We start from the raw sequence: 16,389 nt of genomic DNA on the forward strand, positions 1-16,389 counted from the left end.
GGGCCCGGCGGCCGCGCCTTCCCCGAGCGCGGACTGCATATGATACACCGTCCGGCGGATCGCGCAAGGGGGGATTTTCGGCTTTTTTGGAAAAACTAATTTCCGTGGCGGCCATGACCGCCGTGACCGCCTCCACGGCCCTGATGCGCACCGCTTCCGGAGGAAGCGATGGAAGCCTCGTCTCCCGCGCCTTCGCTGTGGCAGGCATCGATGTGATCGCGCAGCTGGCGCATGGACATGGAAGCGCAGTCTTCGAGCGTATAGGAGGGATCGAGCTCCATAAGTTCCTGGGCCGCCTGGTAGCGACCGACGCACAGGCCCACCTCTGCCGCAGCGTCGCGTGTGTCGGCGTCGGTGCGCTGACAGGCGTGCTCGCAGGGCATGGAGGCCATGGCGGCATCGCTCTGGGCCACAAGATCTGATCCCAGGCGGTCGTTCTCCGACACGACATTGATGTCGATGAAGGCATCGGCGTCAGCATAGGAGGCGAAAACCTCACTGGCCATGAGGGTGTCTATGGCGACCTTATAGGGACGATGCAGCACGGACACCGCATCGAGCACGGTGCGACCATCATCGTTGAGGGCGTCGGCGCCGATGACCACGCCGAAGGGGTTCACGGTCAGCTCGATGGCAGGATTCACGTCAATATCCACATAGGCCGAAGGCGTCTGATAGACCCCGCAGACGCCGAAAGCTGCCAGCACGAGCAGCAGGCACGCTGCCAGCGCCGTCACGAAACGGGCGCACGGACGGCGACGGGAGCGCAGAGACGCGGACGCCACGGCCTGCCGGGCCAGAGCCCCCGTCTCAGCCGGGGTAAGAGCGGGGAGAGCAGGCAGACTCTTCGATTCGGCCACCTCATCCGACGAAGCAAGGCCGGCGCACGGCTGGGGGGAGGCCACCTCACCACCACCCTCCTGGCAATGGCGGGCCTCTTCGATGGCGGCGAGGGTGCGGGCACGCACGGGGGCGGGAAGATGCTGGGATTCGTAGGCTTCGCGCAGGCGCTGTTCGATATCGGTCATTGCAGAGCCTCCTTCAGCGTCTTCTTGCCGCGGGCGATCCAGCTGTAGACGGTGTTCACCGGGGCATCCATCATGGTGGCGATCTCAGGGGCCGTATAGCCCTCGTACAGGGCGAGGTACACGGGGGTGCGGGGCGGATCGTCGAGGTTGTTCATGGCATCGAGCACCTCGGCGATACGGGAATCGGGCTGGACGGCGGGGTCGCTGGACACGGGAGCGTCGGCGGTGCAGCCCTCCGCCTCCAACGAAGCCGCGTTCCATGCAACTCGTCGCTGCATATCGCGGCAGGTATTGGTGGCGACGCGGATGAGCCACGCCTTACGATGCTCCTCGTCGGCAAAGGCCTTTTCGTCGGCGAGGGCGTACTTCAGAAACGCATCCTGGAAGGCGTCTTCCGCGTCGGCAGGGCGGCGCAGGGCGTTAAGGCAGACGCGCCAGACGGTATCGCCGTGGCGCGTCATGGTTTGCTCTATGTCGTCAGCGGGCCGCACCGATCAGAGGCAACCTAGCGCATGCATCCGTGACCACGACCCTGACCGCCGCCATGATGACCGCGACCGCCGGTGCCGTTCTCGTAGTTGTCGCAGACGCCATTGTCGTTGTCGTCCACGTAGCCACGACCGCCGCCGTTGCCACTGCCAGCGCCATTGCCATTACCATTACCGGCACCACTACCGTAGTTATCACAGACACCATCGTTATCGGCATCGACGTAGCCGGGGCAGTTCGCGCCATTGCCCGTGCAATTGTCGCAGACGCCATCGCCGTCAACGTCGGCATAGCCGGGGCAGGCGTTGGTGCCACGGGGGCAATCGCCGTAGTTGTCGCAGATGCCGTTGCCGTCAGCATCGGTGTAGTTGGGACAGGCAGCCCCGGTGGCACCGCAGTTGTCGCACAGGCCGTCGCCATCGGCATCGGCATAGCCGCCGCAGGAGCCGGCGTGGCTCTCGGGATGGTGGTAGCCATAGGAGCGGGAGGCACCCTGGCCCTCGGGAGCCGGCTGGGCCCCAGACTCGGGAACCGCCTCGGGCTCGGGGGCCTCGTCCGCCGCAGCGACCTTCTCGGCCTCGGCCGGAGCCTCGGGAGCCGGATTAGCCTTGGCCTGGGCGGCCGGCTTGGGAGCCTGGGCCGGGGCAAGCGGCTCAGCCGCAGGGCTCGGAGAGAGCGCGGCAAACGCCACTGCCGGCACACACAGAGCCGCAACGAGCGCGATGATAATGGCGAATGTGGACTTCTTCATGGTTCAAGCTCCTCCTTGAGTTCTCTTCCGTCTCTGCAAGTAACACGATTCAGCCTTGCGAATCCTTGCAAGAAATTTGAAAAACTTTTCGGAACGCCCGCTGCCGACGCGAGAAGGCCTACACGAGGCGGACGAACTTGCGCTTGCCCACCTGGATGACGGCCCCCTCCAGCAGGGCCGGCTCCACATTGTAGGCCTTGGGGGCCAAAGCCTCGCCGTTGACCTTCACGCCGCCCTGATCGATGAGGCTGCGCGCCTCGCTCACGCTGCTCGCGAGCCCCGCCTGGTGGATGAGGCGCGCCACATAGACGAGCCCCTCGTCGTTGGGGGTCAGGTCGGCGGCGAACTCGGCGATGTCCTCGGGGACGGCATGCTGCTTGAACACGAGGTCGAAAGCGGCCTCGGCCTCCTCAGCCGCAAGATTACCATGGTAGGCGGCCACGATGTTGCGGGCGAGCGCCCGCTTCACCTTGTTGGGATGCAGCTCATCGGCCGCCAGCCCCGCCTCGATGGCGTCAATCTCGTCGACGGACTCGGTGGAGGCCAGGCGGTAGTACTTCACCATAAGCTCGTCGGGGATGGACATGACCTTGCCGAACATGTCGGCCGGCTCGTCGGTGAGCCCGATGTAGTTGCCGTAGCTCTTCGACATCTTCTTCACGCCGTCGGTGCCCTCCAGAAGCGGCAGAGTGAGGCAGACCTGGGGCTCCATGCCCATCTTCTCCATGAGCTCGCGGCCGGCAAGCAGGTTGAACAGCTGATCGGTGCCGCCCAGCTCCACGTCGGCCTTGATGACCACGGAGTCGTAGGCCTGCATAACCGGATAGAGGAACTCGTGCAGGCTGATGGACTGACCGGACGTGTAGCGGTTGTGGAAGTCATCGCGCTCCAAAATGCGGGCCACGGTGAAGTTCGCCAGCAGCTTGAGCAGGGACTCCATGTTCAGATCGAGGATCCACTCGGAGTTGTAGCGCAGGACGGTCTTCTCGGGATCGAGGATTTTGAAGGCTTGGTCCACGTAGGTCTGGGCGTTCTCCTTGATCTGGTCGCGGGAGAGCTGCGGGCGCGTGGAGTTGCGGCCCGACGGGTCGCCGATGAGCGCGGTACCATCGCCGATAATGAGGGTGACCTGATGGCCCAGATCTTGGAACTGGCGCAGCTTGCGCAGGGGCACGGCGTGGCCGATGTGGATATCGGGAGCCGTGGGATCCACGCCGAGCTTGATGTTCAGGGGCACACCGCGCTTCAGCTTCTCCAGAAGCGCGGCCTCGGGAACGATGTTCGCCGTACCGGACTTGATGATGTGCAGTTGTTCCTCAGGAGTAAGCATGAAGCACCCGCTTTTCAGTCTCTGTGTACCTATATATAAGCGTAGGGAATTCTAGCACAAGGAAAAATGAAGCGGCCCGAGGCGAAAACCCCGAGCCGCTGGCGTGGCGCAGGAGCAGGCGGCTAGGAAACGCCGCGGTAGAGGTGGCCGGAGGTGGTGTTGGGCATTTTCGCGATGGCGTTGCCGTCGTTTTGGGCCACGTGCAGGGCGCGGATGGCGCGGCCGACGGCATGGGCGGTCTCCTCGGCGTTCATGAGGGTGGCGTCCACCATGAAGGCGGAGATGCCGGCGGCCATGAGCTCGGGCATAGACGAGGCCACGTCCAGCTCCACGGCGTTGTACAGGTGGCTGCGGCCCATGGCATCGGTGATGACGGGGAACTCGAAGCCCTTGCGATCCTTGAGGAAATGGGGGCTCTTGCGGCGCGGGCAGGTGGCGCAGTCCTCGTTGCAGGGGCCCTGGCTCATGAGCATGCAGTGCTCGGTGACCATGAGCTCGGTGGCGCCGATGAGCAGCACGCCCAGCTCCAGCGGGGCATCGTGGGCAAGGTCCTCGATCTGGCGCAGGGTAAGCTCAGGGGAAAGCCACACGCGCTCGGCCCCGTACATCTCGCGCACCGTGCGCAGGGCCAGCTCGTTGGTGACGGGCACGTGGGCGCCGACGCTGATGAGCGCCCCCTCCTCGTCGGCCCGCTCCAGGGAAGCGAGGCTCTCGGCCATGAGCGGCTTGCCCTTATCGGTGTACTTCCACACGTCGTAGGCCACGGCGGCCTCACGGGACAGGCCGACGGCCTCGTGATCGACCACGGGCATGATGGGAATGCAGCCCTTGGGATAGCCGGCCTGCTCGGCGGCAGCGTTCTTCTGACCGGCGATGACCGCCTCGCCCCGGCGGTAGTTGAGGGCCGGCACGTAGATGAGATGCGCCCCGGCGCGCTTGGCGGCGCGGGCGCAGGCGGGGTTGGTCACGGTGACGGCGATGCGGCAGCCGGACGGGTGGGCTGCGGGCAAAGGCTCGCGATCGGCCACCCGGGGCAGGCGGCGACCGGCCCAGGGGGCGTTCAGGGCCGCGGCGAGATCATCGAGGGCCCGGGCCCGCACGCCGTGAAGGGCCGAGAAGCCGATGCCGACCCCGTCGTCCATATCCACCGTGAGGCGCACCAGCTGGAAGGGGGTGTTGCCCAAACGGTCGATATGGGCCGCCACGTCTTCGAAGGAGACGGGGCGGGTGCGGGCCGTCTCCACCGGCGCGCCCTCGGCGCTGCCCACGGGAACTTCGGGAAGCATCGAGAGACGACGGGCGATGGCCGCTGTGGCGGCCAGGCCGTCGGCCGTGGCGAAGTCGAGGGCCTCGGTCAGGGAACCGTCGTCAACGAAGCCGACCTCCCGCAGATCGGCCACCGTCGCAGGGTGGAACTTCACGGCAAGAGGCTCCCCCACATGGAGCGTGGCCACGCCCACGATGGGAACCCGGGGCTCGCGAGCATCGTCGGTGAAGGCGGCCTCGGCGCTGCGCACGCGAAAGACGCGGTCGCCGGCACGCACCGTGCGCGTCTTGCTGTCAAGGGGAATGTGGTAGCGGCCCTTCCGATCGGTGCGCACGGGGCCCAGGGTAGCCACGGCATTGCCCTTGCGGGTCCAGAATTCCAGCACGTCACCCTCGGCCAGAACCTGGGAGCTGCCGAGGAAGGCGGCCCCGTCGCGCACCTCGTCCACCCGACCGAGGAACAGACCACGATTGTTGGGGCGCTGGTAGCTCATGATGGCGTTGCCGCGCTCCCCTTCCAGATAGGCTGTGGTGAAGCCGCGGGAGAAGGCCTCGGCCAGGCGCGTGCGGTCATCGTCGGTAACCGGCGCCGTGGGGACGGAGGCCTCGATTGCATCCTCAGTGGCATCTTCGGCCGCCCGGGCGGCCAGGGCGCCGTCGAGGGCCTTGCGGTAGACGGCCACCACAGCGGCCACGTACTCGGGGGACTTCATGCGGCCCTCGATCTTGAGAGAGGCCACACCGGCCTCCACCAGCTGGGGCACCATATCCACCGTGCAGAGATCCTGGGGCGAGAGCAGATGATCACCCGGGGAGGGCAGACTCTTCTGCAGCGCGCCGTTCTTCAGCTCGTAGGGCAAACGACAGGCCTGGGCGCACATGCCGCGATTGGCCGAGCGGCCGCCGATCATGGAGGACATGAAGCACTGGCCGGAATAGCACACGCAGAGCGCCCCGTGAGCGAAGACCTCCACCTCGATGCCCTCCTCGGCCGCGGCGGCGCACAGCAGCGCCACCTCGGGCAGGGAAAGCTCGCGAGCCAGGGTGATGCGCTCGGCGCCCAGGCGGGCCGCTGCCCGCACACCGGCCAGATTGTGGGTGTTCATCTGGGTGGACAGGTGCAGCGATGCCTCGGGCAGCGTGCGGGTGATCTCGGCAGCCAGGCCGATATCCTGCACGATGAAGCCGTCGGCGCCGGCGCGGTAGGCCTGGCGCACGCACTCCAGCGCCGCATCTACCTCGCCCGGCAGGATCACCGTGTTCATGGTCACATAGACCGAAACGCCGCGCAGGTGCGCATAGGCGCAGGCCTCCCGCAGCGTGTCGATGGTGAAGTTGTCGGCACCGCGCCGCGCATTGAAGGCCTCGAGCCCCAGGTACACCGCATCGGCCCCGGCCGCCACGGCCGCGTGAAGCGCCGCCTCATTGCCGGCGGGTGCCAGCAGTTCAACTTTTCTCACTCTTTTACTCCTCATCATAGGTTCGCCCAAGGAAGTCAGCGAGGGCCCGACAGGTGCCTGGATCTGTGCTAAACCGCGGCCGAGCGTACTTCGTACGTGAGGGTAAGCGGTGAAGCGCAGAGGCAGGTGCCTGTCGGGCCCGCAGCGTCGGCGTCCTCGTCGTTGCGTTAGCAACGACGAAACAAACTTAGTCCTCGTTCAGCTTCAGGGCCTCTTCGTCGGCGGCCTTCAACTGATCGATGCCCTCGTTGTACTTGTCCTGTACCGCCTTGATGCGGTCATCGTAGGTGCCGAAGTCGAAGGGGTGCTCCTCGGTGGCGCTGTCGATTTCCGTGTAGAGATCGACGTAGCCATTGAGCGCGTCCTTGAGAGCGGTGCACCCGTCGACGTAGCCCTTCTGGAGGTCCTTCATGGCATCGGGGGTCTCGATGGCCGCCAGATCGTCGATGGCCGCGAAGGCGTCATCGGCCTTGGCGCGCATATTCACGGGATTGCCCTGGGCCACGGCCTCGTCGAAGCCGGCCAGACGTCCGTTCAGATCCTCCATGGCCCGATTCACCTGGGTCATGTAGGTGCGGTTGGCCTGCTGCTGGTCGGTGGCGCCGGCATTCGGCGACATGCAGCCGGCCAAGAGACCGCCAGCCAGAATCACTCCGGCCAGAGCGGCCGTCATGCGCGCGATTGTCTTTCGGTTCATGGGTTCCACTCCCATCGGGCGCCCGCGGGCGCCATCTCGTTTTGCAAAGGGCGCCGCCGATGCCGGCAGCGCCCTCTCAGATTTCACCATCCATCATAGCAGTCGCGGGACAGCCGCGAACCGCACCGTCACGGGATCGCAACAATTCCAAGAGCGGGAGGGTCTAGCCAGCCGCACCGCCGCCATCTCCGCCGGTGTCGGGCGGCGGGGTCGGATCGGGCGTGGGCTCGGGGTCAGGCGTCGGCGTGGGCTCGGGCTCGGGTTCCGGGGTCGGCTCAGGGGTCGGCGTGGGAGCAGGATCGGGCGTCGGCGTGGGCTCGACGGGATTGTTCCCCTCACCCTCCGGGGCCTCGTCGGTCGGCTCCTCGGTTTCCTCGTCCTTCTCCTCGTCCTTATCCTTGTCCTTTTCCTTGCTGTAGTAGCCGCCGATATGATTCTCCTCGTCGCGGTAGTCCTTCTTGTACTGGGGCTTGTCGGCCGTGAAGAACTTCTCGGTCTGGTCGGAGGAGATGACGCGGTCGATGAAGTCGCCGAAGACGCTCGCCGCCGTGGTGCCCGGCGACTTCGCCTCCGAGTAGTCGCTGCGGTCGCCCAGCCAGATGGCCACGGAGTACTGGGGGGTGATGCCGCAGAACCAGCTGTCCTTCTTGTCGTCGGTGGTGCCGGTCTTGCCGCCGGCCTCCTGGCCGTTGGAGGGACGCGCCGCCTTACCGGTGCCGTTGTCGATAACCACCTCCATGCAGTCGATGGCCGCACGGGCCACTTCCTTGGAGAAGACGCGCTCGCCGGTGGGGTCGGTGTTGTCGACGATGACGTTGCCGTTACGGTCCTCGATCTTCACGATGCACTCGGGATCGTAGTGCACCCCGCCGTTGGCCACCGTGGCATAGGCGTCGGCCATTTCCAGAGGCGTGACTGAGCCGATACCGAGGGTGAGACCGGCCACGGCGGGCATGTCGGAGGTGATGCCCATGGACTTCGCCATCTCGATGACCTTGTCCACGCCCACCGACAGCAGCAGGCGGATGAAGGCGGTGTTCGACGACACACCGAAGGCGCTCTTGATGGTGCGCGTGCCATAGTCGGCGCGGTCGTTGTTGTACACCGGCTCGCCGCCCTCGAGCTCCACCTTGCGGCCGGCATCGATGAGCGTTTCGGGATCGATGCCCTCGTTGAGGGCCGCCATCAGGGTGAACAGTTTGAAGGACGAACCGGCCTGCCGGCCCGAGCCGCCCTCGCCGGTGGCCATGTTCACCTGGGAGCTCTCGTAGTCGTGGCCGCCCACGAGGGCCTTGATGTAGCCGTTGTCGGGATCGACGACGGCCATGGACACCTCGAAGGGATCGCCCGCCTCGTCCTCCTTCTCGGCCGCGGCCTCGTCGGCCGCCTGCTGCACGCCCACATCGAGGGTGGTGGTCACCTTCAAGCCGCCCTTGAACAACTCGGCGGTGGAATAGGCGTATTTGCCGTCGGGGTTCGTCAACTGGTTGCGCACGTAGCTCGTGAAGTAGGGGTAGTCCACGATGCCGGTCATGGAGGGCTCGGAGGGATTCAGCTCGATGGGCTCGGCCTTCACCGCCTCGGCCTCCTCGGCCGTGATGACATTGTTGGACACCATGCGGTCGAGCACTGTGTTGCGGCGCTTAAGGCAGTTCTCGGGGTAGTCGATGGGGTTGTTGTAGGTGGGCGACTGGGGAATGCCCACGAGCGTGGCGGCCTCGTTCAGCGTAAGGTCCTTCGCATCCTTCGAGAAATAGCGCTCGGCGGCGGCCTCGATGCCGTAGGCGCCCGAGCCGTAGTTGATGGTGTTCAAGTACATAAGCAGGATCTCGTCTTTGGTGTACTGCTCCTCGAGCTTCTGGGAGATGTACATCTCGCGGATCTTGCGCTTGAAGGAGATGTCGCGCATCTCCTCGGACAGGATGGTGTTGCGCACGAACTGCTGGGTAATGGTGGAGGCGCCCTCGAGCGCGCCGCCCATGAGGTTGTTCACGAGCGCACGGGCCACGCCCAGATAGTCCACGCCGGCGTGGCTGTAGAAGCGCTCGTCCTCGGTGGCCACGGTGCCCTTCAGCACGTACTCGCTCACCTGGTCGAGGGCTACCGGCTCGCGGTTCTCAAGCTGGAACTCGGCGAGCAGCGTGGTGCCGTCGGAGGCGTACACGTAGGTCGGCTGGGCCGAGTTGTACGCATCGGCGTTCTGGTAGTCGGGCAGATCCTCCAGCCACGAATTGCACAGGGTGTACACCCCGAACACGCCTGCGGCAATGGCCAGCACGATCACCGAGATGATACCGAGAATCGGCGCCTTCTTGTTCTTCGTCCGAGTGCCGTTGCGGCGCTTCATTGCACGTGAGCCCACGAAATACCTCCATCGTTATAGGTGATCGCCATTTTAGCATCGCGCAAGTACAGCCACGAGTTCGGCACATCCTCTCGGGAAAAAGCACAGAGGGCGCCGGGGCAGGACACGGAGCCCGCCCCGGGACCGAGGCCCTACAGCCGTGCGCAGTCGGCGGCGAGGGCGGCCTCCACCTCGGCGAGCTGCTCGCGCACGGCGGCATGTCCCGTGCCGCCGTAAGTGGTGCGGGCGGCCACGATGGCCGGGAGGTTCAGGCAGTTGACGATGTCGGCCTCAAAGAGGTCGCTTTCCGCCTGGAAGTCGGCGAGCGTGAGGTCCTCCAAATCGCAGCCCCGCTGCTCGCACAAAAGCACCAGGTGTCCCACCACCTCGTGGGCGCGGCGGAAGGGCAGCCCCTTCTTCGCCAGGTAGTCGGCCACATCGGTGGCGGCCAGGTAGCCCTTCTTCGCTTGGGCCATCATAGCCTCGGGATGCACGATCATGGTGGCCACCATGCCGGCGGCGCACCGGTAGCAGTCCTCAAGCGTGTCGGCGGCGTCCATGGCGCCTTCCTTGTCCTCCTGCAAGTCCTTGTTGTAGGCGAGCGGCAGCGACTTCAGCGTCATCATGAGGGCCACCAGATCGCCCACGACCCGGCCCGACTTGCCGCGGATGAGCTCGGCGAAGTCAGGATTCTTCTTCTGGGGCATGATGGAGGAGCCCGTCGCATAGGCATCGGAGAGCGTGATGAAGCCGAACTCGGCGGTGGACCACAGGATGATCTCCTCGCACAGGCGCGACAGGTGCAGACACGACACGCTGCAAGCGTAGATGAGGTCGAGCAGAAAGTCGCGGTCGGACACGGCATCGAGCGAGTTGGGGATGGGGCGCGCGAAGCCGAGGGCGGCCGCGGTGGCGTGCCGATCGAGCGGGTAGGTGGTACCGGCGAGCGCCGCCGCGCCCAGGGGGCTCGCATCGGCTGCGGCCCGGGCGGCGGCCAGGCGCTCGAAGTCGCGGGCGAGCATGTGCGCGTAGGCGAGCAGGTGGTGCGAGAAGAGCACCGGCTGGGCGTGCTGCAGGTGGGTATAGCCCGGCAGAATGACGTCGAAGTGCGCCTCGGCCTGGGTAACGAGCGCCTCGCGCAGGGCCACGTTGGCGGCCATGAGATCGGCCGCGCGCTGCTTCGCGTACAGGTGCGTGTCGGTGGCCACCTGGTCGTTGCGCGAGCGACCCGTGTGCAGCCGCGCACCCGCGTCGCCGATGCGGGCCGTCAGCTCCGCCTCGATGGCCATGTGCACGTCCTCGCTCTGCTGCACGTCGAAGACCAGCGTGCCGCCCTCTATGTCGGCCTTGATGGCGACCAGGCCCTCGACGATGGCCGCCGCGTCCTCGGCGCTGATGACGCCCTGGGCCGCGAGCATCTGCCCGTGGGCCACCGACCCGGCGATGTCCTGGGCATACAGCTTCTCATCCACAGGCAGCGACGCCCCGAATTGCTGGGTGAAGGCATCGGCGCCTTCGGTGAATCTTCCCGACCAGAGCGCCATTACGCACACACCTTCCCCGCGTCGTGCAGGATATCTTCGGCCTCGTCCACTACGGCCCGACAAGCGGCGTTGGTGACATCTACGTCGGCGAAGGCGGGCATGCGGGCATCGTTGGCGAGCCGATTCTCAGCCCACACCTTGCAGGACAGGCCGTGGATATCGATGAAGCCCTTGGCGGCCTGATGGTCGAAGGCGTCATCGGCATCGTAGGTGGCCAGACCGAAGTCGTAGAGCGAGAACGGGCTCTTGCGCCCCACCACCGTGCAGCTGCCCTTGTACAGCTTCACCTTCACCGTGCCCGTCACGCACTGCTGGGTGTGGCCGAGGAAGGCATCGAGGGCCTCCTTGAGCGGCGAGAACCACAGGCCGTTGTACACCGACTCGGCCCAGGTCTGCTCCAGGGCCAGCTTCTGATGCAGCACGCCCCGCTCCAGGCACAAGTCCTCTAGGGCCTTGTGGGCCTGGATGAGCGTCAGGGCGCCGGGCACCTCGTAGCACTCGCGGCTCTTCACGCCTACGAGCCGGTTCTCGATCATGTCGATGCGGCCGAAGCCATGGGCGCCGGCGATCTCGTTCAGGGCGTAGATGATGTCGAGAAGGGACAGGGGCTTTCCATCCAAAGCGCAGGGAATTCCCTGTTCGAAGGCGATTTCCACGTAGACGGGCGCATCGGGAGCGCTGACAGGATCGGCGGTCATGGTGTAGATATCGGCGGGCGGCTCGCACCAGGGGTCTTCCAGCACGCCGCATTCGATAGCCCTTCCCCACAGGTTGTCGTCAATGGAATAGGGCGCCTCGGCGGTAGCCTTCACCGGCACGCCGTGGGCCGCGGCCCAGGCGATCTCATCGGCCCGGCAGCCCAGATCCCAGTCGCGCACTGGGGAGAGAATCTTCAAGGTGGGGTCCAGCATGAGCACGGAGGACTCGAAGCGCACCTGATCGTTGCCCTTGCCGGTGCAGCCGTGGGCCACGTACTTGGCACCGAAGGCGTGGGCCACCGCCACGAGGTGCTTGGCAATGAGGGGACGCGACAGAGCGCTCACAAGCGGGTACTTGTTCTCGTACAGGGCATTGGCCGCCAGCGCGCAGGTCAGGTACTCGTCGGCAAAGGCCTCCCGCATGTCGATGACCGCGCAGCCGATGGCGCCGGTGGCCAGGGCCTTGGCCTTCACCGCCTCCAGGCCGTCGTGCTCCTGGCCCAGATCACCCACCACGGCGATGACGTCGAGGTCGTAGGTTTCCTGGAGCCACTTGATGCACACCGACGTGTCCAGGCCGCCGGAATAGGCGAGCACCACCCGCTCTTTCTCGCCGGGAGCGGGCTGAGCTGTGATGTGCAGGGCATCATGGAGGGACGAGGAGGCGTTGCTGTTGGATGCGGCGGACGTGTTGCTGGTCATGATCGGGCCTTTCTTACGAGATGGGTATGCAACGGCACTGCCCGGCTCGCAAAGGCGCGATTCAAGAATGGAATGGCAAGGGATACACCACGGCAATCTCGCGGACCCGGACGGGCCGCTTGCGGTCCGCCGGAAACGATGACGGACCGAAGGGGCGCACAGGCCCCGCAGTTCGTCTGCGTTACGCGCGTCGGCGTCGCAGACCGCGGCTACGTCGGCGTCGATCGGCGCCGGCCGTGGTGAAGAGAGAGGGGGAGAAAGGACGCAGCACAGCCGCGGCGCTGGCGCCGGCGGCTGTTTCGCTCTGAGCTGCTGCGTGCATCATGAACCTGTTCCTCTCGCGGGTGCGCGGCCATCCGAGTTATGGGGCCGGTGGCCCCTGGCCGTGCAACTGGCGGCTATTATGCCCCAATTCCTGAGCCGTCAACCCAGAATTAGGAAAAATATGGGGAAACGGCGCAAATTCATTGTGCAGAATGCTGTGCACTCGCATAAAAAATTGTGGCTTTTACCTGGCAACTTGCGCAGGCAAAAGGAAACGCGGCCCTGCTTTTTGTGCAGTGCCGCGCTTCGGAATGCCAAACTGTACAGGTTTTACAGCAGCGCGCCCAGCTTATCGACGAGTGCATCCACATCTTCCTTGGAGCAGATAAGCGGCGGCAGGAATCGCAGGGTGGCCGGACCGGTGGCGTTCAAGACCAAGCCCTCCTCCAAGCCCGCGGCGACGACATCGGGGGCGGCGGGGGCCTCGTGGGTCAGATCGATGCCGTTCATGAGCCCGAAGCCGCGCACCTCCTGCACGTGGGGCAGCGCTGCCAGGCGCTCGCGCATATAGGCGCCCACCTCCTGGATACGGGCCGCCGTGCCCGGGGCCAGCAGGGTGGAGAGCGTGACGTGGGCCGCGGCCATGGCGATGTTCGAGCCACCGAAGGTGGTGCCGTGATCGCCCGGGACGAAGGTGTCGGCGATAGAGGTGCGGGCCGCGCAAGCGCCGGCCACGATACCGGAGGCGATGCCCTTGGCCATGGTGACGATATCGGGCAGCACATCGAAGTTCTGGAAGCCGAAGGGCAAGCCGGTGCGGAAAATGCCGCTCTGCACCTCGTCGCAGATCATAAGCGCCCCGTGCTCGGCCGTGAGCCGGCGAATGGCACCGATGAACTCCTCGGTGCAGGGGTGCACGCCGCTCTCGCCCTGGATGCACTCGATCATGACGGCACAGATGCGGTCGCCCTGGGTTTCGAACAGGCGCTCCAGAGCCTCCACGTCGTTGATGGGCGTGGCGGTGAAGCCGGCGGGCAGGGGTTGGAAGGCCTCCTGCTTGGCGGGCTGGGCCGTGGCGGCCAGGGTGGCCAGAGTGCGGCCGTGGAAGCTCTTGGCCAAAGTGACGATGAGGCGCGGCGCGAGCTCGGCGTCCTTCCCCGCCTCTTCAGTGCGGCGGCGGGCATAGAGGCGGGCCAGCTTGATGGCGCACTCGTTGGCCTCGGCGCCGGAGTTCGCGAAGAAGGTCTTCCACACCTCGGGATGTTCCACGTCAACCTCGGCGTTAAGCATGCTCGACAGTAGCTGCGCCACTTCTCCGCGGTGTTCGATGTAATAATAGTTGCTCACGTGGATGAGCCGGGCGGCCTGATCGCTCACGGCAGCCGCGATGGCGGGGTGACAGTGGCCGAGGCTGCATACGCCGATACCGGAGAGGAAGTCGAGATATTCCTTCCCCTTGTCATCGATCAGCGTCATGCCGTGGCCTTCCACGAATTCCACGGGCTTGCGGGCGAAGGTGCCCATCACGTATTCAGATTCCAGGGCCATTTCTCGGGCGAGGGTCATAAGGGGCTCCTAACGGTTCTCGATGAGCTTGGCTGCGAACTTGCCGACCGGGGACAAATTCAGGCATTGGGACGAGGCCAGGCCGGTGACCATGGTACCCATACCGGAGTCGGTGAGCATTTCCAGCAGGAGGGCGTGGGGCACCTTGCCGTTGATGATATGGGCGCCGTTCACGCCGGATTCCAGGGCGCGCACACAGCTCGTGAGCTTGGGAATCATGCCCGAGGCCAGCTTGTCGCCGCGGATCATGGCCTCGGCCTCCCCCAGCGACATCTCGGCGATGAGCGAGGCCGGGTCGGGGTAGTCCTCGTAGAGGCCGTCCACATCGGTGAGGAAGATGATCTTGTGGGCGCCGATGGCCGCGGCGATGTAGCCGGCCGCGATGTCGGCGTTCACGTTGTAGCAGCCGCCGTCCTCGCCGATGGCGATGGAGGCGATGATGGGAATGTAATCGTCGGCCACCAAATCCTCGATGAGGGGCGTGTTGATGCGGGTGATCTTTCCCACGCGTCCGAGGGCTGGACTGGCCTGCTCGGCCACGATGACGCCGGCGTCGGTGCCGGAGATGCCCACGCCCATGTTGCCGTGGGCGTTCATGGCCTCCACGAGCTGCTGGTTCACTTCCCCGGTGAGCACCATGCGCACGAGGTCCATGGCCGCCTCCGTGGTGACGCGCTGGCCGTCCACGAACTCCACGGGGATGTCGAACTGGTCGAACACGCGGTTGATGGCCTTGCCGCCGCCGTGGACGAGCACCGGGTTGATGCCGATGATCTTCAGCAGCACGATGTCGGCCATGACCTCGGCGGCTAGCTCCGGGTTCTCCATGGCCGAGCCGCCGTACTTGATGACGATGGTCTTGCCCGTGACCTGCTTGATCCAGGGCATGGCCTCGTAGAGGATTTCGCCGGCGGTAGAGGAAACGCCCTCGGCGCGAGCTTGCATGGCGTACTTCATGAGCGGTAATCTCCGTTGATCGTCACGTACTCGTGGGAGAAGTCGCAGGTCCACATGACTGCCGACTCCTCCCCCGCATGCAGGTCCACTTCGATGGCCACCTCCGGCTCCTCGAAGCGACGCAGCGCCTCTTCCTCGTCGAAGTCGACCACGAGGCCAGCACGGCATACGGGCAGCCCCAGTATATCGATATCCACGTCCTCCTGGTTGAAGCGGGCCCCCGAACGTCCGAGGGCGGCGGCAACGCGGCCCCAGTTGGCATCGTGACCGTACACGGCCGTTTTCACGAGAGGGGAATTGGCCACGGTGCGGGCGGCCGCGTCGGCGTCGTCGGCCGTGGCGGCCCCACGCACGGTGACGGTGATGAGGCGCGTAGCCCCCTCGCCGTCGGCGGCCATTTCGCGGGCGAGGGTGGTCGTGAGCTCGTCAAGGGCCTCTTGGAAGGCGGCGAAGGCCGGAGTGCCCGGAGTGAACGTCGGGCCGCCCGGAGCCGCCGCGCCCGAGGCCAGGGCGAAGCAGGTGTCGTTGGTAGAAGTGTCGGAATCCACGGTGACCTTGTTGAAGCTGCGGTTCACCGAGGCCGTGAGGGCCGCCGACAGATCGGGCGGGGTAAGGGGCGCATCGGTGGTGATGACGGCGATCATGGTGGCCATGTTCGGCATGATCATGCCGGCCCCCTTGGCCATGCCGCCCACGGTGAACGTGGCGCCCGGATGTCCGATGCCGTCGCCCGAGAAGGTGACGGCGCCGTGCTTGGGGCGCGTATCGGTGGTCATGATGGCCCGGGCCGCCGCGAGGCCCTGGGCCGCGCGCGCTTCGGGCCCGTCGGCCGCGGCCAGGGCCGCGAGAGCCGCCGGCACGCCGGTGGCGAAGGGCTCCAGGCGCAGGTGTTGGCCGATGACGCCCGTGGAGGCCACGAGCACCTCGTCGGCCGGGCAGCCCACAGCCTCGCCCACCAGCTCACAGGTCTCGCGGGCCGCTTCCAGGCCGCGCTCGCCGGTGGCGGCGTTGGCGATGCCCGAGTTGATAACCACAGCCCGGGCGCAGCCGTAGGCCGGCTGGCCGGGCGCGCCCTCGTCCAGATGCTCGCGGGACACGCGCACCGGGGCGGCGCAGAACACGTTGGTGGTGAAGGTGGCCGCCGCCGCGCAGGGCTCGTCGGCCACCACGAGAGCCATGTCGAGCCGCTCGGGATCGGGACGGAAGCCCGCATGGGTGCCGATGGCACCAAAACCGAGGGCGCTGGCAGCGTTGCCCTCGGGATGATAGGTGAAGGTGGTCTCTGCCATGGGA

12 protein-coding genes are annotated in these 16,389 nt (G+C 66.1%); all 12 read right to left on the bottom strand.

Features of this window, described 5'->3' with window-relative positions:
• Positions 1–95: 95 nt before the first annotated feature.
• Positions 96–1,028 carry an anti-sigma-I factor RsgI family protein gene (locus AAK988_RS10265; RefSeq protein WP_369880714.1) on the bottom strand — a complete coding sequence of 311 codons (933 nt, stop codon included), beginning with the start codon at positions 1,026–1,028 and terminating at the stop codon, positions 96–98.
• The gene (locus AAK988_RS10270) at positions 1,025–1,519 is read right to left on the bottom strand and encodes an RNA polymerase sigma factor (protein WP_369880715.1); all 495 of its coding nucleotides are present in this window, start codon (positions 1,517–1,519) and stop codon (positions 1,025–1,027) included. Before AAK988_RS10270 ends, AAK988_RS10265 begins: the two co-directional genes overlap by 4 nt.
• 14 nt (positions 1,520–1,533) lie before the next feature.
• Positions 1,534–2,268 (bottom strand): hypothetical protein, encoded by a 735-nt coding sequence (locus tag AAK988_RS10275; protein ID WP_369880716.1) that lies wholly within the window; start codon positions 2,266–2,268, stop codon positions 1,534–1,536.
• 118 nt (positions 2,269–2,386) lie between these two features.
• A complete protein-coding gene (tyrS, locus tag AAK988_RS10280) occupies positions 2,387–3,598 on the bottom strand; it encodes a tyrosine--tRNA ligase (RefSeq protein ID WP_369873802.1) in 1,212 nt (403 codons plus the stop codon).
• 122 nt (positions 3,599–3,720) lie between these two features.
• Entirely contained in the window at positions 3,721–6,324 is a 2,604-nt protein-coding gene (locus tag AAK988_RS10285; RefSeq protein WP_369873801.1) for a U32 family peptidase, read from the bottom strand.
• Between the two features lie 187 nt (positions 6,325–6,511).
• A complete protein-coding gene (locus tag AAK988_RS10290; RefSeq protein WP_369880717.1) occupies positions 6,512–7,021 on the bottom strand; it encodes a hypothetical protein in 510 nt (169 codons plus the stop codon).
• A gap of 163 nt (positions 7,022–7,184) precedes the next feature.
• Positions 7,185–9,383 (bottom strand): transglycosylase domain-containing protein, encoded by a 2,199-nt coding sequence (locus AAK988_RS10295; protein ID WP_369873799.1) that lies wholly within the window; start codon positions 9,381–9,383, stop codon positions 7,185–7,187.
• Between the two features lie 134 nt (positions 9,384–9,517).
• Entirely contained in the window at positions 9,518–10,909 is a 1,392-nt protein-coding gene (argH, locus tag AAK988_RS10300) for an argininosuccinate lyase (RefSeq protein WP_369880719.1), read from the bottom strand.
• The gene (locus AAK988_RS10305; RefSeq protein ID WP_369880720.1) at positions 10,909–12,309 is read right to left on the bottom strand and encodes an argininosuccinate synthase; all 1,401 of its coding nucleotides are present in this window, start codon (positions 12,307–12,309) and stop codon (positions 10,909–10,911) included. The genes argH and AAK988_RS10305 overlap by 1 nt, the downstream gene beginning before the upstream one ends.
• A 594-nt stretch (positions 12,310–12,903) precedes the next feature.
• Positions 12,904–14,139 carry an aminotransferase class III-fold pyridoxal phosphate-dependent enzyme gene (locus AAK988_RS10310; RefSeq protein ID WP_369873797.1) on the bottom strand — a complete coding sequence of 412 codons (1,236 nt, stop codon included), beginning with the start codon at positions 14,137–14,139 and terminating at the stop codon, positions 12,904–12,906.
• Between the two features lie 9 nt (positions 14,140–14,148).
• Positions 14,149–15,096, bottom strand: coding sequence for an acetylglutamate kinase (gene argB / locus AAK988_RS10315; RefSeq protein ID WP_160345326.1), 948 nt, complete (start codon positions 15,094–15,096; stop codon positions 14,149–14,151).
• Complete coding sequence (argJ, locus tag AAK988_RS10320) at positions 15,093–16,385, bottom strand: bifunctional glutamate N-acetyltransferase/amino-acid acetyltransferase ArgJ (protein WP_369880721.1); 1,293 nt, start codon at positions 16,383–16,385, stop codon at positions 15,093–15,095. The genes argB and argJ overlap by 4 nt, the downstream gene beginning before the upstream one ends.
• Positions 16,386–16,389: the final 4 nt, after the last annotated feature.

The sequence above is a fragment of the Adlercreutzia muris genome, assembly GCF_041223505.1.
Lineage (GTDB): Bacteria > Actinomycetota > Coriobacteriia > Coriobacteriales > Eggerthellaceae > Adlercreutzia > Adlercreutzia muris.